General features: G+C 57.8%; 17 protein-coding genes, 2 tRNA genes and 2 pseudogenes. 12 read left to right on the top strand and 9 right to left on the bottom strand.

Annotated elements, in window-relative coordinates:
- The first annotated feature begins 94 nt into the window (after window positions 1-94).
- Together NHAM_RS12805 and NHAM_RS28905 are read left to right on the top strand one after the other, a co-directional pair.
- Window positions 95-180: transfer RNA gene (locus NHAM_RS12805), tRNA-Tyr, on the top strand.
- Window positions 181-576: 396 nt separating this feature from the next.
- Window positions 577-711: a hypothetical protein gene (locus NHAM_RS28905; RefSeq protein ID WP_283805344.1), complete on the top strand. Its 135-nt coding sequence runs from the start codon at window positions 577-579 to the stop codon at window positions 709-711.
- A 339-nt stretch (window positions 712-1,050) separates the two neighbouring features.
- Here the strand turns inward: NHAM_RS28905 and NHAM_RS12795 are convergent, their stop codons facing one another.
- The 9 genes and pseudogenes from NHAM_RS12795 to NHAM_RS12750 all read right to left on the bottom strand — a co-directional run bounded on the left by NHAM_RS12795 (window position 1,051) and on the right by NHAM_RS12750 (window position 9,995).
- Window positions 1,051-1,416 carry a PRC-barrel domain-containing protein gene (locus tag NHAM_RS12795; protein WP_011510959.1) on the bottom strand — a complete coding sequence of 122 codons (366 nt, stop codon included), beginning with the start codon at window positions 1,414-1,416 and terminating at the stop codon, window positions 1,051-1,053.
- 238 nt (window positions 1,417-1,654) lie between these two features.
- Window positions 1,655-2,463 (bottom strand): annotated as a pseudogene (locus tag NHAM_RS12790) (sensor histidine kinase).
- A 388-nt stretch (window positions 2,464-2,851) separates the two neighbouring features.
- A complete protein-coding gene (locus NHAM_RS12785; RefSeq protein WP_041358104.1) occupies window positions 2,852-3,193 on the bottom strand; it encodes a hypothetical protein in 342 nt (113 codons plus the stop codon).
- A 166-nt stretch (window positions 3,194-3,359) separates the two neighbouring features.
- Window positions 3,360-3,725, bottom strand: coding sequence for a hypothetical protein (locus tag NHAM_RS12780; RefSeq protein ID WP_011510957.1), 366 nt, complete (start codon window positions 3,723-3,725; stop codon window positions 3,360-3,362).
- A 2,096-nt stretch (window positions 3,726-5,821) separates the two neighbouring features.
- Window positions 5,822-6,932: pseudogene (locus NHAM_RS12775) on the bottom strand (IS5-like element ISNha7 family transposase).
- 489 nt (window positions 6,933-7,421) lie between these two features.
- Window positions 7,422-7,979, bottom strand: coding sequence for a cytochrome P460 family protein (locus tag NHAM_RS12765; RefSeq protein WP_011510956.1), 558 nt, complete (start codon window positions 7,977-7,979; stop codon window positions 7,422-7,424).
- Between the two features lie 176 nt (window positions 7,980-8,155).
- Complete coding sequence (locus NHAM_RS29065) at window positions 8,156-8,323, bottom strand: DUF3551 domain-containing protein (protein ID WP_081434999.1); 168 nt, start codon at window positions 8,321-8,323, stop codon at window positions 8,156-8,158.
- A gap of 371 nt (window positions 8,324-8,694) precedes the next feature.
- A complete protein-coding gene (locus tag NHAM_RS12760; RefSeq protein ID WP_041358102.1) occupies window positions 8,695-8,931 on the bottom strand; it encodes a hypothetical protein in 237 nt (78 codons plus the stop codon).
- A gap of 548 nt (window positions 8,932-9,479) precedes the next feature.
- Window positions 9,480-9,995 carry a site-specific integrase gene (locus NHAM_RS12750; RefSeq protein WP_049769334.1) on the bottom strand — a complete coding sequence of 172 codons (516 nt, stop codon included), beginning with the start codon at window positions 9,993-9,995 and terminating at the stop codon, window positions 9,480-9,482.
- Window positions 9,996-11,055: 1,060 nt separating this feature from the next.
- On the opposite strand from NHAM_RS12750, the gene NHAM_RS28225 reads away from it, so the two are divergent.
- The 10 genes from NHAM_RS28225 to NHAM_RS12695 all read left to right on the top strand — a co-directional run bounded on the left by NHAM_RS28225 (window position 11,056) and on the right by NHAM_RS12695 (window position 17,329).
- Complete coding sequence (locus NHAM_RS28225; protein WP_245269879.1) at window positions 11,056-11,463, top strand: hypothetical protein; 408 nt, start codon at window positions 11,056-11,058, stop codon at window positions 11,461-11,463.
- A gap of 328 nt (window positions 11,464-11,791) precedes the next feature.
- Window positions 11,792-11,865: transfer RNA gene (locus NHAM_RS12735), tRNA-Gly, on the top strand.
- 293 nt (window positions 11,866-12,158) lie between these two features.
- Window positions 12,159-13,346, top strand: coding sequence for a phage portal protein (locus NHAM_RS12730; protein WP_011510952.1), 1,188 nt, complete (start codon window positions 12,159-12,161; stop codon window positions 13,344-13,346).
- Window positions 13,343-13,669 (top strand): gene transfer agent family protein, encoded by a 327-nt coding sequence (locus tag NHAM_RS12725; protein WP_011510951.1) that lies wholly within the window; start codon window positions 13,343-13,345, stop codon window positions 13,667-13,669. The genes NHAM_RS12730 and NHAM_RS12725 overlap by 4 nt, the downstream gene beginning before the upstream one ends.
- The gene (locus tag NHAM_RS24930; RefSeq protein WP_081434998.1) at window positions 13,666-13,848 is read left to right on the top strand and encodes a DUF2158 domain-containing protein; all 183 of its coding nucleotides are present in this window, start codon (window positions 13,666-13,668) and stop codon (window positions 13,846-13,848) included. Before NHAM_RS12725 ends, NHAM_RS24930 begins: the two co-directional genes overlap by 4 nt.
- Complete coding sequence (locus tag NHAM_RS12720) at window positions 13,845-14,342, top strand: HK97 family phage prohead protease (RefSeq protein WP_011510950.1); 498 nt, start codon at window positions 13,845-13,847, stop codon at window positions 14,340-14,342. Before NHAM_RS24930 ends, NHAM_RS12720 begins: the two co-directional genes overlap by 4 nt.
- A 1-nt stretch (window position 14,343) precedes the next feature.
- Window positions 14,344-15,516: a phage major capsid protein gene (locus NHAM_RS12715; protein WP_011510949.1), complete on the top strand. Its 1,173-nt coding sequence runs from the start codon at window positions 14,344-14,346 to the stop codon at window positions 15,514-15,516.
- Window positions 15,517-15,578: 62 nt separating this feature from the next.
- Entirely contained in the window at window positions 15,579-15,965 is a 387-nt protein-coding gene (locus NHAM_RS12710; protein WP_011510948.1) for a hypothetical protein, read from the top strand.
- Window positions 15,966-15,978: 13 nt separating this feature from the next.
- Window positions 15,979-16,557, top strand: a complete 579-nt coding sequence (locus NHAM_RS12705; RefSeq protein ID WP_011510947.1) for a hypothetical protein — start codon at window positions 15,979-15,981, stop codon at window positions 16,555-16,557.
- A 376-nt stretch (window positions 16,558-16,933) separates the two neighbouring features.
- The gene (locus NHAM_RS12695; RefSeq protein WP_041358097.1) at window positions 16,934-17,329 is read left to right on the top strand and encodes a hypothetical protein; all 396 of its coding nucleotides are present in this window, start codon (window positions 16,934-16,936) and stop codon (window positions 17,327-17,329) included.
- Window positions 17,330-17,338: the final 9 nt, after the last annotated feature.

The following is a 17,338-nucleotide window of genomic DNA, read 5'->3' as shown; positions in this document are numbered from 1 at the left end:
CGCAACCGCACGCTCGGCATCCGGGCAGGTGCCTTCAATGTCATCCACGGTCGGCCCGGCCACTTTTCGGTGGGGTGACATCCGACGGCGTTGCGGGGGAGTGTCCCGAGTGGCAAAGGGAGCTGACTGTAAATCAGCCGCCTCATGGCTTCGCAGGTTCGAGTCCTGCCTCCCCCACCATATTGATTTTACTATATAAAATCTGATTTTCATCGCCGTGATCCGGGCGCGATTCCTTCTTCATTTTTGTCCAAGGGTAACAACCTGGGTAACAGGAACCCAAGTTTTTGCTGGGCGCGGCATAAGGTCGCATTTTGCGCGATCGACGCTGTTCTGCACGGCCGGGCAGGGGGGAGCAAACGCGTCGCACAGAGAATCATCGCCGTCTTGCGCCTAGGGACAGGTGCTGCAAATCGGCGGGTGGGTTGGCGTCAATGGCGCGCACGCTGCCTGCCGTTCGCGCTATAATGCCTAAAAGGCAAGAGGACAGGAGGAAGCCATGCATCACACCATGGTCCCCACTGATCGCGTGGAGCACGCCGCTGTTCATAGTTTCTCGGCATAATAGAGCGATTGATGCTCGATAAGGTGAGCGGAACGGTTGCCTACGCGGTGATCAAAACCGGGGAGTGGTTCGGCAGCCGCCATCATTATCCGATCCTGTGGAGCGCTCTCAAATATGACGCAAAGCGCCAGGTCTTTGAAACCTAGTTGACCATGCTTGAACTACGCGCTGGCCCGTCTGAGTTTGACGACGAGACCTTCGACTGGGGTGATCGCGCGCGATCCTATCCGCATCCGCACTATTGGACGGTCTAGCGGTGACGCTGCTTTAGCGCGCCATTCGTCAATAAATACATCGATCGAAGATGGCCATGGATGACGCGACTAATTGTGCGCTTCTGAGATGCGGTACGTCGATGGATGCTCAATCGGCACTGCCAGCGAGCAAACTCGGACAGTGAGTGCCTTTTTGAGCGATATTGCGGCCACGCACAAAACCCGCCGGGCATCCCGGCGGGTAAGTTTCAGTAACTGAAGTTCCAATGCTCAGCCGGGATACATCACCCACTCGTTATCATACTTGTCGAGCACTGCGTATCGGGCATTCCGGTCAAAGATGGTCTCGGTGCCGTGCTTCGGGCGGCCTTTCAGCCGGCTCCCGCTTATGTCGGAACTGTACACACCAAGATCAGCGTCGTATCTCAGCAGGTTCCACGGTACCATGTGATGATCGTCGCCGAAGCCAAGGAAGCCGCCGAAACCGAGTACGGCGTGGGCAATTTCCCCGCTCTTCCTGTCAACCATCACACGTTTGATTGAACCTATCTTCTTTTTCTCGGCGCCGTAGACAGCCTTCCCAGACTTTCTATCGCTGGCGATCAAGTGGTCGGTTCCCCTTTTTTTCATGGACATATATTTTCCTTTCTTTGCAACTAGTTAAGCGACAGGCGCAGGAAACGTTCCGGGGACGCGCGATCTGTCGCACTCTAGGCAGGCAAACTCTCGCCGCTCGGGCCAACTGGCCGCGCTGTTCACTTCGGTGGATGGCGCGGCTCTTACTGTTTCGAGCGACGTCCGAGCTGACCAGCAGGCTGCCCGAATATTACAGCACCGGTATGGAGTGCTCAGGAACCGTCAGCATCATCGACAGTCACGCCTCATATTTGCTTATCACGCCGCCACCCGCTGACGTCAGGGAAGCCAACGGCACGTCGATTGCGTAGACGAAACCTGTCGGCTGATACGTCAACTGCACGTCGCCCTTGAGCTGCTTGCCTAGCGTCTCGATGAGGCGCGTCCCGAAACTGTGGTTTTCCGGAGCGTGAACTACCGGACCGTTCATTTCGGTCCATGTCAGGTGCACGCGCTGCGTCTTTGGATCCAGCGTCCAGGCGACGTCGACGCGCCCAGTCGGCTCCGACAGGGCTCCGAACTTCGTGGCGTTCGTGCAGAGCTCGTTGAGCGTCATGGCTATGGCGATCACGGCGCCCGACGTCATCCGAATGTCCGGTCCTGCAATCGAGAATTTCGGAACGTCCGGATTGTCGAAGGCCTCGGTGGCGCTGCGGACGATATGGCCAAGGTCGGCGCTGTTCCACCTTGCCTGTATAAGGAGATCGTGAGCTCGTCCGAGCGCCTTCCGCCGGCCCGCGATGGCGTGCTGCGCGTGTTCGGTGCCCTGTACGTGGCGAAGGCTCTGGGTGGCGATGGCGCTGACAGTCGCGAGCGTATTCTTGATGCGATGATGAAGCTCTTCCAGGATCAGTTTCTGCAGCTTGTCGGGTGCGTCACGCTCGCGGGCGTCAATGCCAGCCTGAGCCAGCAACCCTTGGCATCGATTTCGGCCTGCGCCAACAGCAATCGAAGGCTGATATTCTCTGCCTCTAGAAAGTCGTGAGACGATGCTGCGCCGTTAGAAGGTTGGCGTTCTTGACGACGATGACTATCGGTCTCAAACATCGCTGGTTTTACCATCATAAGTCGGGTGCAGCACACACCTTTGATACGCTTTTGTGCCCCAATCACGCGCTTGGGATGCATTTAGCGCGAAAACAGCCCGTCGAGCGTGACCGATCATGACCGAGGCCTCGACACACTGCGGACTAGCAAGATGCCGTTAAATTGGTCAGGTTTTGAAACGTCGCGGAAGTGCTGAGCGAGTTCTTTGCAGTGCTTGATGGCCTCCGGGTTGCCTTCGAAGTCGATCCCGACTTTATCTCTCATCGGAACGCCATTCTTCATGTCGAAAAATAATTCTTCGCATCACCATACCTCTAGCTTCAAGAAAAAAGAATCGTCAGCGGCTTGGTCTGTCGATCTGCAGGCTGCCATGCTGGTTCGGCGTAGCTCATCGCTCGAACTCCTTCATGGTGCGCTCAACGAGACGGTTGATGTGCGGGATGTCAGTGTGATCGCCGATCACATCGAGCCCGTTTCTTCCGTTGCCGTAGATCAGAGTGATCATACCCACGCGCCGTTCTTCGACATTAAGCGTGAGTGTGTCCATATTGGTGCGGAACATCGCTTTGATGATCTCGGCGATATTCCGTGATCGGTTGATCGTCTCCTCACCGTCGTTGATGGAGATTAGAAAGCCGTCATTGACCGCGTTATCGACGAGCGCATTTGCGATCTGTTGGTCCAGTGATGTCTTACTCATGGAGGCTTTCTGGTTTTGTGCTTCGATCACGAAATCGATCTCAGCGCTCAGTCCGGGGGCTATCGGCAACTTCGACGCTTTTGCGGTCTTTTTCTTGGCTGTTGCTATCGCCCTGCCGGTCGTCTTCCAAACCGATTCATATCAACCGGCTCGCGAAGCGTCGGCAAACCTTTCGGACGATCCGGTCTCAGCCGCCTCAAGCCATCACGTAGGCGATGAGCACGACAAAGCCGCTGATCGCGAGCGTGGCGTGAATGCCGATCAGCGTGCCCGAGAGCCGCCGCTTGCGAAGGCGTGCTGAAAAGAGCGCAAAGCCGACGACGGCCGCCAGCGCGACCAGCACGGCTGCAATCATGCCGAACGAGCCGGCCCCCTGATCGAGCCCACGAGGCGGCCCACGTAAGGCGAGACCGAGACAGCCGAGACCGCCGATGGCGATCAGTCCGTGCAATGCCGCCAGCCGCCAGGACGGCGCTGCAGCGCCTTCACGCATATACAGAACCGCAAGCACGGAGCCCAGCAGCACGGCAATTCCGAGGATGGTGAAAGCGGTGATCAGCACTGGCTCAACCCTTTTGTAGTCCCGCTCTCGATTGCCTATATGATTCCTGAACGGCGCTTATCGCATGGCCCCCGCTCCATCAAGCCGGGGGCCATTTCGCAATGCCTTTAAGACGTATTACCACGTCGTCCAGGTATCACCCTTCCAATAACCTCGCCCCTCATGTTCGCGGAATGTGACATGCGGCTCCGCGAGCCAACTATCGTCGTGAATGAAGACCCTCGCGTCTGGCGGGTAGCTGTATTGCTCCTGCGTATGCCAGCACACGTTTCCGGTACATACAATCGCACCCGAGGCCGCCAAGGAACTAAGAGCCAGAGCGCCGGTTCCAGCAGCTAGGGTCAAGAGAACTTTGCGCATGGAAGTTATTGGACGCTCCTTCGCTCGATAAATGCCCGGGAGGGCGACGTTTGAACATGGCAACGTGATTGTCGACGTTCTGTGGGTTGATGCGCAGATTGACGGCCCGTTGGACTTTGACGACTTCATGCGTGATCCTCATGGTCTTTATAACCGTGAAGTGAACTTCCAAAGCTTCCGGCACAGCTTCACGGATGCGCTTCGACGTGCCGGGATACCTGGACGAACAACTCCGGATGCTGTTGGGCCACACAAAGACGACGACCACGGGAATATACGGCATCCTGCCGCAAGGCATCCATCCTCTCTCAGAGGAGCGAAATGGTTGAGGCGATCAATTATCCGGCGTGGCATCATTTGCCGACGTTTAGTCTGGCCTTGGCACCAAGCGGACGTCTTTAATCTGATAGGAGACCGAAATGTCATCCGAGTCTTCGGCGCACTTTTCCCATTTTTGTGCTTCCGCGAGCCAGTAGTCATGCCGCTTACCTCGGTCTCCGATTTCTCACGACATACCGCAGCTTCCGCGCGGCACGCAACGTAGTGGTTCATTTTCGCGGTCATTTATGTGTTTCCAAGCCCGGCGGAGCGCAACACACTCTCTCACGCGAATGCCCCCTAGCGGCAGTGAGGGCGACGTGGAGCGCTCAGAAAGCCGCATGTGCGGTTCATTATTCGACTTTTGCGGCGAGGAAGCCGAATCAGGGGCGCGCTCGATACGTTAGTCGCACCGAATGGATGCTTCCGTCGTCCACCGGGCGTTACACTTAGAGCAGTGCCATTTGTTGGTGACGACATAGAGCGAATATTGCGAGCTCACGGGTGCTGTCACGGTATACCCGCAAGCGCAAGTATCAGTTCCCTCGGGGCGCGATCTTCGAACGGGCAATTCACGAGCGACGCGATTTGCCCATTTGCGCTCTGTAGAAAACGCCCCAGCTTACAAATTGCCGGGGCGTAACGCTAGTAACGTTAAGCGGTTTTCTGCGGAGCGAATGGCGCGAACTACGGGACATATCGGCGCGGTGGCGTTCAACCGTACAGGCGATCCGGGAAGCGGTGAATTTAGGGACGCTGTTGTGTTGCGGTCGTTTGGCGAAGTGCCGGACGATTTGAGCAAGCCGTAACGAGCCTGTGTGGCTGCATACATCGTTTAGCTACGCTTTTATCTCCACCGAGAAGGCCGCATCCACACGCGGCTGCGGAGCATATCCGGGGGAGCATCTTCGCGCCTTTAGATGCAGAAAAAGAAAGGAGCGATCCGGTACGACTCCGATAGGTACCGGATCGCTGGGAAGTTTGCGGCGGGGGAGGACTCAAGACCCTGACCGTAAGCCAAACGCTACACCTCTCAAAAGAAATATAAATAATATATCTTTACGACTTTCGTCTCCCCTTGTTCGTCATCCTCAACAACCTCTTGCGCTTCGAGCAGATGTGCCATCGAACGTGGCCGGAAATGTTGGCGCGGTCGCCTTCAGTCGCACTGAGGATCGACCCAGCTATCGTATAATGTTTTGACGCTGTCCTGTTGCGTTTGTTCGGCGTGATGCCGGATGATCTGAGCGCGTTTTAAGACGATCCGTAAAATTTCCGCTTGCGGGTGATATTAAGCATTAGCAGGCTGTTGAAGAAGTTTCCCACGGAGACGGATATGGAATGGAGTCAGCGTGATCTGCGGGCGGCGCCACCATCAGGGTCCTGATCGAGCATCTTGACGGTGCACGACTTGTGTTTCACGCGGCGGCTGCCAGGAGTTTGGGCAAGCGGATCAGGTTGTAGGCCGCCAGCGCCAGGGTGAAGGTGGCGTTGACGCGGTCGCGGCCTCGCAGCTTGATCTTGGCAAGTCCGGCGGAGGCCTTGATCCAGCCGAACACCTCCTCGATGCGCTTGCGACAGCGTTGGCTGACGGCATATCCGGCATGACGGAGAGTCCTCTGGTCGATCGCGGTCTTGCGCGGCTTTCCGGTCTTGCTCAAATGCCCGTCGATGGCGATGTGCGGCGTGACCGAACGCCGTCTTAAGTCCTCGACGAATGCGGTGACGTCATAGGCCTTGTCGGCGCCCAGCGTGATCCGCCGCTCGCTTTGGCCGCGGTGGCAGTCGATCAGCGCCAACGCCTGATCCCGCTCCGCCGTTCCGGTCGCCCGGCTCACGCCACCCAGCACCGCCAGTCCGTTGCGGTTCTCCATCAGGGCATGGCCGATGTAGCAAAGCTTCGCCGGCTGGCCGCCGCCCTTCTTATAGAGCCGTGCCTCGGGATCGGTCGTGCTCTGATGCGTCTCGTTGCAGCGCTTCTCGTTGTGGAAACTGCGCTCGGCGTTGCGTCCCGGTCCATCACTGTCCTGGTCACCGCCGTCCTTGCGCCGGAAGCTCTTGATCGATGCCCACGCCTCGATCAGCGTGCCGTCGACCGAAAAATGCTCGCTTGATAACAGCCGCTTGACCTGGTGCTGCCCCATCAGCGCGTTCAAGAACTTCGCGGCGATCTCACCTTCAAGCAATCGGTCGCGGTTCTTCGAGAAGGTCGAGTGGTCCCCACACCGGGTCGTCCACGCCCAAGCCCACGAACCAGCGCAACAGCAGGTCGAACTCCAGCCGCTCCATCAACTGCCGTTCCGAGCGGATCCCGTAGAATGCCTGCAGCAGCATTGCCCGAAGCAGCTTCTCCGGTGCGATCGAGGGACGGCCGAACGCCGTGTAGAGCTTGTCAAAGTCCCTCGACAGATCATTCAACGCCGCGTTCGCGATCTGTCGGATCGTTCGCAGCGGATGGTCGGAGCGAATCCGAGCCTCCAAGTCCACATAGCTGAACAGCGAGCCTGACCGTTCGTCGCTTCCCCGCATCGCTCCCCCCTCGACGCATCCGCATCAAGAGAATCATGCCCAGAACCGCTGCGCCAGAGACTTCTTCAACAGCCTGCTAGGGCTCGCCATGCTTGAATATTGGCATCGTACGACTCTCGATATTTGTAATTCTCATCGCTTGGGCAATTGCGACTCATCTGTCATCCACATGGGACGCTATGCAGGCCGAGACGCAACCCAACCGACCGACGTTCGTCTCGGCAGAATATACCTGCAACATCAAGGGTAATATTAGCCTGAATACCGGCGAGCGCTTCTATCACGTGCCAGGCCAAGAGCACTATTCCGAGACCGTCATCACACCATCGAAGGCCGAGCGTTGGTTCTGCTCCGAAGAAGCTGCTCGGGCGGCTGGTTGGCGAAGAGCAATGCGGTAGCTGCCTAAAAGGGCCATGTGCGGACACAGACAATTCAGAACGAGCACCGGTTCGGACTGATCAACCTTGTTTGGCTGGCGCTATCGGATACTCACCTCTTTCCGTACTCCGTGAATACGTAGTCGCGGTTCTGCACCGCCGTGTGGCAAGCGAACCCGCACTTCGCGTCGCTTTCCTGCGGCGGGTTGGAGGCTGTGGTAGAGGGCTTAAACGTATCGGCCGCCGGGTCATAGTCGAACGCGCCCCATCCCCATCCGCCGCTATCCGCGAACCTCTTGCTGTCCTTCACCATGAAATCAATGTCATGCTGCGTACCTGGCACGGATGACTGACCGGGGTACGCCTCTTGTTTTTTCGGTGTCCAATGAATTTTCGCCATTTTCGCGCCGTCTGGAAAAGGCTTGCCATTGCCGGGCACGCCTTCCTTATAGGCGCCGATCATTGCCGGATTCCCGACGATCACAGCAATAAGGCCTTCGTTCTCACTGATCGCGATCACAGGCCAGTCCTCGTATCCCCTGAACTCAGAGAAGGCGAGCCCATTCGGTACTTGCAAAGTGTACTTGTCTTGCGCGGAAATCGCGGCACCGGCTACCAAGATAGCGATCGACACCGAAATGCTGAGACTGATCAGCGAGCGTTTTTTCATTATCGCATCTCCCTCATCGGCTTAGGGGCGTGTGACGATCAATAATCCTTTGTTAGAAATCGGTTCGTTGCATTGTCTTCCGAAGCTTAACATCGGCGCAAAGCGAATCAGATACGGGCGCCGGCAGAAATAGAAAACCCCGCCAGTCCAGGCTGGCGGGGACTTTGAAGCCGGTGCTACCACCCAAGGGTAGGATAGTAGTTCGACCCGCTCGGATTTCTATCGCACGTTCCGCCAATTCCTGACGCCGTTGCTCTGCATGCCTCAAAGGTCGAGAACCGGCAATCACCGGAGTAACCCCAACCATCGCCTTGCAAGCAGTAGGCATCAGATTGAGCGATCATCGGATATTGAGCGAACGTCGTCCGAAATTGAGCCAACGTCCGATGTTGAGCTAATGCTGGCGCGCTGGCGCTAACCAGTGTTCCTATTGCCAGAACTGCTGAGAGAACTGTTTTCATGTCGCCTCTCCTTTTCACAGCCTAACGGAATTACGGCCCAACGGAGAAACGGCGCGTCCGTTCCCATCAAATTTTCGGGATAGAAAAACCGCTTGGTGGGTTTTTATTCGCCACGCTTGCGATGTTGCCGGCCTTTTGGTTGCGCCGGCAATCGGGAGTCCAGCATCAAGTGTGATCGGTACCTCTTTGATCAGTCACTCAAGAGGCCTCGCTGCTCGGACTCCAACTGCCGCAACAGTTCACCGAATCGAGAATCAATCTGCCGGACAACCTCGCGCGGAGAAGTCTGAAATCTCGCGCTCGACAAAATACCGTCTACCGTTGCCCATTCTCACTGGACGCGGAAAACCGATGCGCGGATCAGCAAGCCATCGATCAAGCGTACGCAACGTCGGTTGCGGATTGAACCGTTCAAGCACGGCTCTCGCGGAAAGCATCCTGTCATCGTTAAGCTCGGTCATGTCGTCCTCTTTGGTGTCGATGAGCGTCAAGTGACGACACGCCGATCAAGAAAGATACTTAGTGATGTCGTGGGCATTGTCAGGGCTCGCGGAATGCGGGGTTTTCGTTCGGGTCACCATCGCCATACTCCTTGGAAAACCGAGTCATGACTCCTTCGATTGTTTTCGGTGACTTGCCCAACTTCGAAACAAGTTTGCAGATCGCGTCGCCGTGCGACAATCCGGGAACGTCAATCCATCCCGTAGGAGTTTTGCGGTGCGACGTTCGACGCCAACGCCAATACTCAAAGTAAAGATCAAGATCGCGCCGATAGTTGCGGAGCTCTGGCGCGGGCTTCCGGCCTTTGGTGATCTCCCAAGCTTCCGCGACCGTGCGTGCCGTGCTCGTGCTACGGTCGCTTGCCAGTGGTGCGGTGATGGCCTGAGCGAAACGCATGATCTCGGCGTCAATGACCGCTGGCACAGGGAAGCCATTCTCGCGCGCAAGAACGAAACAGCGCCAAGCCGCAGCCGGGTTGCCTGTCTCGCGCCAGATGCCTGCGAGTTCGCAAATTTCAAGTTCGATAGGGCCGGGTAGTTTAGCCATTGGCGCTCTGGACCTTCTGCAATTTGACAACGTACTGCGCCCAAGCGTCGAGCGCCGCACGCTTCTCGTCGTCGTATGTGAATCTGAGATAAACGCCGGTCACGCCGCGAAAGGTGCCACTCTTATGGTTGAGGCATTTTTCGATCACCGGCGGCGCGATCCCGAGCCGTTCCATGCCGCTCGCCATGGTTCTGCGAAGATCATGGAAAACCCACGCCGTGATTGGTTCGTCTTGGTTGGCTTCCGTTATCGCCTCGTCGAGCCGCACCTTGACGCGCGAGAACGATGTCGGTTGCCTCCCGTTGCTCCCGACAAAGACAAGGCCATCGTCGGATTTTATGCGCGGCAGCCCCTTGATGATCTCGAGCGCCATATCCGACAGTGGAACTGTGTGCTGCTCATGGTTCTTGGCGCGCACAGCCGGGATCGTCCAAAGTTTTTTGTTTAGGTCGATTTCCGTCCAGCGTGCGCCATTGATCTCGCCTTCACGCCGGCCGGTCAGGATCATGAGCTTGACGATCGGGCCTCCGCCGCAGCCCGCAGCGCCTGTGCGCCCAGGTCACGGGCTGCGCAAGCCCCACCGCAGGAAAACTGCCAAGGTCAGCTTTCGAGCCTGCCCTTCATGGCGGTACCGCACCGCCCAAGACAAGGCGCCCGATCGACCGGCAATGATCCCGGTTTATGGTTCGCGTGTCGTGTGAAGCCATCCACCTCCGCCAGCCGGCATGGGCACAGCGGGACTCGGTGCGGCCGGCTCGCGGCCAATCAACGATCCCCGTGACCGGTGCTTCGCAATGTCATTGCGCGTATTCGAAAATCGCGAATGCAATGATGAAAGCCAGCAATAGTAACGCGCCGAAAATGAAACTATTTCTACCGCGTCTGATCCTGTTACGTATTCTCTTGAAATCTTGCGAAGAACTGCGCCATTCCCAAAAGTCGTTCATTGTTCACGCCTCCGTCGTCTCAAGGTCGTCGTTTTCGAACCAAGTTCCTTCACGGCATCCTGCCGTCATCGGCGTTCCTCAAGGCATTTCGCCAACGTGCTGGCGCTGGTGTACTCCACACCGGCCCCCCGCCATTGACAAGTTCCTATTTGATTTGACTAGACTTTTTGGCCTCAGCCATTACCCGGCGCGCCGCGCCAGCCGGCCAATTTAACCTAAACCCTCAATGTTAATTCATACGCCTAACCGCGTCTAGCTGGACAGGCCGTAGCTGCCGGTCATAGGTAGCCGCTGTCATGACCAGTGGTTCCGTGCCGGACATTTCAGAGCAGGGTTTAGTTGCCGCGTTCCCTCACTCCAGCATTTCCCGGAGATACGATGATCCGACTGCTTATTGCCTCGGCGATGCTCTGCATTGTCGTTACACCTTCGTCTGCCAAATCTTCTTCTAAAAAAATGCAGGCAGCCACGGGCTGCGATGTGATGCGTCCCTGCTATGGCAATGGGAGGCCGCTGTTTGACCCGGCGGAGCCTGCCGGGGCGCGTTCACGTCATTCCGCTGCCAGACATCGGACAGGTCATAAATCGCACCGGCGAATCCCAGTAGGGCTTGCACGGGTCATGGCCGAAGGGGCGGGAAGGGCGGCCGGTGTGGTTCGCTCGGCCTCCGGCGCCACGGCGCATGTTGCCAGCCGCGCCACCGGTGCGTTCCAGTGCCTTGTTTCGGCCCTTGACCGGCAGGGTTATCCGATCCGCTTCATGGGTGGGTGGCGCGCGCATGGCAGCGTTCGGGCCTCACTCCATCCGGCAGGACTCGCGCTTGATATCAACCAGCACGGACGCAACATCACGCGCCCGCGGATGCCGGGCAACGAGATTGCACTGGCGAACTCCTGCGGGTTGATTTCCGGCGCGCAGTGGGCAAACGCCGACAGTGGACATTTCCAGCTTGGCGGCTGGAGCGGACGAGCACGGCATAACGCCAGGCGTCACGATTATCATCGTGAGCACTATGCCAACGCCCGATGATGCTCATCCGCGGATGCATTATGTCGCATTTGCCCGTTGTCGCAGCGAAAAGGCGCGGCGAGTTTTGCCCGCCGCGCCCCGATGTTATCTCGCTGGCCCCGGGCGCTGAGCCGCCCATCGACAGGCTCGAAAAAAGCCTAGCGGGCGATCCCAGCGAGGTGACAGCGCTCGGTATAAGGCACTGAACCACCTCCTTTCGTCGTTAATGGAAAGCCGATCATAGGCACGAAATTGCAGCATGTTAAGGGGCTGCCGTCCTTTTTGGGACGGCCGTCCCGCAGCGGGACGGTTGAGAGCGCCGTCGCGACGTGATAGGTGATCGGCGAGCGCGGGTGTAGCTCAATGGTAGAGCAGCAGCCTTCCAAGCTGAATACGAGGGTTCGATTCCCTCCACCCGCTCCAGAGAGATTTTTCAAGCAAAATCAATAAGTTATAAGAACGACTGGTGCGACTTTTGTAGCATGATTGTGGGCATGGTTTTGTAGCATTCGCCTTGATTTCGCCGTAGTTTTCCGTAATATTATTACTATTCAAGGTATCTGAACAGAATATCGTTTCGTTACCTTATTTCGAATTGCGCGGTGATCTCCGAGAGACTGTGAGACGGCCCGCAGCGCCCGATAGGGCGGCGACCATTCCGAGTGACTGCGAATGGTCCGGCGAAAAGCTGGACCCTCTTGCGACTCGAAATCGGAATGTCATTCGTTACTCGCTTCAAATCCTTCCTAGGCCTCGAAACCAAGTCGGGCGTATCGAACCCCGATCCGTGGCTCTTTGAGCAGTTCAGCGGCGGCGCATCCGCTGCCGGGATCGTGGTCACGCCCCGCACCGCCATGGAATGCGCGCCCGTCCGGTGCGGCGTTCAGGCCATCAGCGAGACCATCGGGCAGCTACCCCTGATCGTTTACCAGCGCGGCGCGAACGGCTCCAAAGAGCGCGCCCCAAATCACCCGGCCTATGCGCTCCTGCACGATGCTGCGGACCCTTCGACGCCCGCCGCCCTGTTTCGCGAGTGGATCACTCGTGATGCGCTGCTGCGGCCTTACGGTGGTTTTGCGTTCATCAATCGTGGGGCCGACGGCAAGCTGCTGGAACTGAATTACATCGATCCGGAAGTTTCTCCGGTGACGGTGGAGCGGTCCACCGGTGAACCAATCTATACGGTGCAAGAGGGGACCAATAAGCGGGAGATCGCCCGCGAAAATATCCTGCACATTCCCAGCCCATCTATGTCGGGCCGTGGTCTCGCCTATGACGCCCGCAACGCCATCGGCCTTGCGCTGGTTCTGGAGCGCTACGCGAACAAGCTGTTCGCGAACGGCGTCCGTCCCGGTAGCCTATTGCTCGCCAAAGATGCCAAGACGCCCGACGCGGTCAAAAACATCAAGGCGCTTTTCAACGCGCAATTCTCCGGCGACGGCACCGGCAGCAACGCTGTCCTTCCCGGCGACCTGACTTATCAACAGCTTACATTGAGCAGTGTGGATGCTCAGTTCCTCGAAATGAGGAAGTTCGCGATTGAGGAAATCGCGCGCCACCTTCGCGTCCCGCCGCACATTCTTTACGAAATGGGCCGTGCGACGTGGGGCAATTCGGAAGAAATGTCCCAGCACTTCCTCGACTTCACAATGATGCGCTGGATCACGGCATGGGAAGGCGAGCTTCGCTTGAAGCTGTTTGCCAACGATCCGTCGCACTTCGCTGAATTCCAGACTGACAACTTTGTTCGCGCGAACTATGCGGCGCGCATGGAAGGCCTGTCGAAGGCCATCGCCGCTCGCGTCCTTAATCCGAACGAGGCGAGGGCGATTCTGAACCTTCCGCCCTATGCCGGCGGCGACGAATTCATCAACCCGAACGTCCAGACGGCAAACCTCACATGAGCGCCGCGCATACCGCGTTCTTTGGTGACGCTGAATATACGTTCCGGCTCACACCCGCATTGATCGTTGAACTAGAGCAGAAGTGCGGGCCGATAGGCCTAATCTGCCATCGCGTATTCAACCGGCAATTCGCACAGAGCGATATCTCCGAAACTATTCGTCTCGGATTGATCGGCGGAGGGACCGATCCAAAGCGCGCCGCGTCTTTGATCGCGGCTTATGTCGCGGACCGTCCCTTCGCTGAAACCTGGCCCATCGCGGCCAAGACGTTGGAGCGCGCGTGGTTTGGCGCACCGACTCATGAGGAGGCGAAAACCACATGACGAAACGCAAAATCTTAAACCTTGGTCATCTGGTCAAGCTGAAATCCGGTGGAACGGAAATGGTCATTGAACGCGGTGGCTTGGTTGGCGGCCGCCTCGTCTTTGTTTGCGTGTGGATGGCTGACGGCATGACCCGGCGCGGCACTTTCTACGCTGAAACCTTGGAGCATGTCTTGTGATCAACCGTCTCGAAATCAAAGCAACCCTGAGCGTCAGTGATGCTGGCGAGATCGTCGGTAATGCATGGCCGTTCGGAGAGCCGGACAGAGTTGGCGACGTCATCGTCAAAGGCGCATTCAACGTCGCGGTTGCCAACATGCCCATGCTGTTCGGTCACAACCCGGATGACCTGATCGGGACGTGGGACGAAATCACCGAGACTGCGGACGGCCTTGTTACCAAGGGCAAGCTGCACATGGAGCAACCGCGCGCCCGTGCCGTCCACGGCATGATCAAGGGCGGCTTGGTCTCCGGTCTGTCGATTGGCTTCAAGACCAAGGCGTCCACTCCGCAAGGGCGCAATCGTGTCATCAGCGCCTTGGACCTTTACGAAATCAGCGTCGTGAAAAATCCGATGCATCCCCGCGCCAGAATCACCTCCGCGAAATCCATGAACGTGGCTGTCGCAATTGCGGAGGCCATCAACCGCGCGACAGCCGCGCTTCACACCTAAAATGGAAAGACCCCAAGTGAATTTGAATACCCTCGAATTGAAAGACGCCGGCGAGACCGATCCGGTTGAACTGGTTACAAAGTCGCTGAGCGAATTTCAGACCGCGTTTGATGCGCGCCTGAAAGATATCGAGACCAAGACCGCAAATGACAACAAGCTCGCGGATCGGCTCGACAAGATCGAAGCCAAGATGAACCGGCCCGGCGTCGGTTTGAAGGGCGATAACGATAACGACGCCAAGCTCGAAACCAAGGCACTTGCGGCATACTTGCGCCATGGCGACCGCACTGATCCGCTGGAACTGAAAACCCTTACGGTCTCCGGCGATACACAGGGCGGCTATCTCGCTCCGGCAGAATTTTCGACCGAGTTCATTCGCGACCTCGTGCAGTTCTCGCCCATTCGCGCGCTCGCTATCGTTCGCGATACGCTTGCGCCGTCCGTTTCGTATCCCCGCCGCACCGGTATCACCAATGCCAAGTGGAAGGGTGAAACTCAATCGCAGGAAGGTTCGGAACCGGCTTTCGGCCAGACCGAAATCACCGTGCGTGAGGTGAACACCTACGTCGATATCAGCAACCAGCTTTTGGCGGATAGCGCCGGTAGTGCTCAGGCGGAAGTGCAGCTAGCACTTTCGGAAGACTTCGGAGCGAAGGAAGGACTGGCTTTCGTGTCCGGCGTTGGCCCGCTGGCACCGGAAGGCATCATGAGCAACGCCGACGTTGCGGCGACCACGACCGGCAACGCAGCCACGCTTGGCACCAATCCGGCTGATCTGCTCATTGACCACATGTATTCGCTGCCCGCTGCTTATCGCGGTCGGGGAACGTGGCTCATGAATGCCCGCACCCTTGCGGCCATTCGCAAGCTGAAGGATGGCACGACGGGCGTTTATCTCTGGCAACCCAGCTATGTCAGCGGCCAGCCCGAAACTATCCTTGGCCGTCCGGTCATTGAGATTCCCGATATGGCCGACATTGGCGCGGGCGCTGAGCCGATTCTGTTCGGTGACATCGCCACCGCGTTCCGTATCGTTGATCGTCTGGCGCTGAGCCTTCTGGTCAACCCCTACATTCGCGCCACCGATGGCATGACCCGCATTCACGCAACGCGCCGGACCGGCTCGGCTGTCGTGCAGCCCGCCGCGATCAAAAAGATTCGTTGCGCGGTCTAACCGAAAACCCGGAGCGGCTAAGGCCGCTCCCATTTCATCAAACTTGAAAGGTAGATCAGCCCGTGCGCGATTTTGTTAGCAATATCGGCGTCGTTTTGGCGCTTTCCCCGGCCGTTCAGGCCGCGACCATCAAGGGCAATGCGATTGATTTGCTCGGCTTCGAAAGTGCGGCGCTTGTCGTCAATACCGGCGCTGTCGCTGGTTCGGGCGACTACACCGCGAAGATGCAGGAATCGGACACCACGACGGACGGCGATTTTGCCGACGTTGCAGCGGGTGATCTATCGGGCGCGCTCCCCGCGACCCTGACTGCGGATGCCAGCTTCAAGCAGGGTTACGCCGGCCACAAGCGTTTCATTCGCGTCGTGGTCACCAAGAACAGCGGCACGTCGGTTGCTGTTGGCGCTGTCGTCGTTCGCGGCAACGCCAGCCAGCGCCCGGTCGCGTAAAGGGGATCGGACCATGCGGCTCGCAGACGAAACCAAGATCAACGTGGGAAGCAAGACGTTTACCTTGCGCCCAACGTTGCGGGCCGCTGTCCGCCTTCACAAGGACTATGATGGCTTACAGAACCTTTATGCTGCACTTGGTAGTGGCAGCGTTAGTGCTTGTCTTGATCTGATCAGCGCCGCTTGCGCCGATCCCCGGCTGGTTATCTTGCTGGCCTATGAGATCGACAAGCACGCCCTTGAGAATAGCGTCTGGTCCATTCGCGACCAGCTACAGGCATTCGTCCTTAAGCTGTCCGGCCATGATGATGCAGACGGTGAATCGGCATCAACCGGCAAGCCGATTCCATACGAAGAGTATTTCGCACGACTGTTCGAAATAGCGACCGGTTGGCTTGGTTGGGAACCGAACGCGGCATGGGACGCAAGCCCAGCCGAAATTCTCGCCGCTCAAAAAGGCCGCGTTGAACTTCTGCGGGCAGTCTTTGGCGGCGACGATAAGCAGGTGAATGAAGGCGTCACGCCAGAATTGCGCGCTCGTCTTAATGCCCTTGGCGACAGCACCATTCATACAATGGCACAGGTGCCGTAGTGCCGATCAAAGCCCCGCGTGTTTGCTCCTGCGGTAAGATCGTTCCTGCGAACGTGGTCTGCCTATGCGTGCAGCGCCGGAAAGCAGAGTCAGATAAACGCCGTCCGGCAGCATCGCAGCGCGGCTATGACCACGAATGGCAAAAGGCTGCATCTGCTTATCTGGCTGAGCCTGCGAACCAATACTGTGAATGCGGTGCACCCGCCACGCTTGTCCGGCACATCGTCAGTATCAGGCAACGTCCCGACCTTCGCATGGTCCGCACCAATTGGAAGCCCGGTTGCCGACGCTGCAACGCGCGGGACACGACCACGCAAAGTAAGGAAATAGGTTAGTGCCACGTCATACTCACAAGGTCACCTTTGAAGGCGCAACAATGAGTGTTGTCGATTGGTCGCGATTAACTGGCATCAGCGCAGACCTTATCGCGAAGCGTCTGAAAGCTGGCTGGTCAGTGGAGCTGGCTTTAACAGCGCCATTGGATACGCGCGGTCGAAAGCGCAAGCCCAAGGTAAAGCAGCCGAAGGACCGTCTGGCATTGCCGTTGCCTGCACTGGTCGACTACCAGCGCGATATGCACACCGCCCATCGTCGCCTCTCGCAGTCTGTTCGCGCCTTCATCCGTGAAATGGAACAGCAGATGGCAGACCTTCGTCACGGTCTCGACCAGCTAATGGCCGCTCAGCAGGCAGACATATACCGGGGGAGGGTCGAGAACTTCGAAGAAAGCCGCCCTGACCGTATGTCCCCCAGCGCTCCCGACAGTCTTTAATTGGTATTT

The sequence above is a fragment of the Nitrobacter hamburgensis X14 genome, assembly GCF_000013885.1.
Lineage (GTDB): Bacteria > Pseudomonadota > Alphaproteobacteria > Rhizobiales > Xanthobacteraceae > Nitrobacter > Nitrobacter hamburgensis.
Note: the sequence above shows the minus strand (reverse complement) of the source record. Positions and strands in the feature narration are given on the sequence as shown.

Bases quoted from the DNA above. Each gene is read 5' to 3' on its own strand.
- NHAM_RS24930 (WP_081434998.1), top strand. From the start codon at position 13,666: ATGACGAAACGCAAAATCTTAAACCTTGGTCATCTGGTCAAGCTGAAA.
- NHAM_RS12750 (WP_049769334.1), bottom strand. From the start codon at position 9,995: ATGATCCTGACCGGCCGGCGTGAAGGCGAGATCAATGGCGCACGCTGG.
- NHAM_RS29065 (WP_081434999.1), bottom strand. From the start codon at position 8,323: ATGATCGCTCAATCTGATGCCTACTGCTTGCAAGGCGATGGTTGGGGT.
- NHAM_RS12715 (WP_011510949.1), top strand. From the start codon at position 14,344: ATGGAAAGACCCCAAGTGAATTTGAATACCCTCGAATTGAAAGACGCC.
- NHAM_RS12705 (WP_011510947.1), top strand. From the start codon at position 15,979: ATGCGGCTCGCAGACGAAACCAAGATCAACGTGGGAAGCAAGACGTTT.
- NHAM_RS12695 (WP_041358097.1), top strand. From the start codon at position 16,934: ATGAGTGTTGTCGATTGGTCGCGATTAACTGGCATCAGCGCAGACCTT.
- NHAM_RS12795 (WP_011510959.1), bottom strand. From the start codon at position 1,416: ATGTCCATGAAAAAAAGGGGAACCGACCACTTGATCGCCAGCGATAGA.
- NHAM_RS12725 (WP_011510951.1), top strand. From the start codon at position 13,343: ATGAGCGCCGCGCATACCGCGTTCTTTGGTGACGCTGAATATACGTTC.
- NHAM_RS28905 (WP_283805344.1), top strand. From the start codon at position 577: ATGCTCGATAAGGTGAGCGGAACGGTTGCCTACGCGGTGATCAAAACC.
- NHAM_RS12765 (WP_011510956.1), bottom strand. From the start codon at position 7,979: ATGAAAAAACGCTCGCTGATCAGTCTCAGCATTTCGGTGTCGATCGCT.
- NHAM_RS12730 (WP_011510952.1), top strand. From the start codon at position 12,159: ATGTCATTCGTTACTCGCTTCAAATCCTTCCTAGGCCTCGAAACCAAG.
- NHAM_RS28225 (WP_245269879.1), top strand. From the start codon at position 11,056: ATGGCCGAAGGGGCGGGAAGGGCGGCCGGTGTGGTTCGCTCGGCCTCC.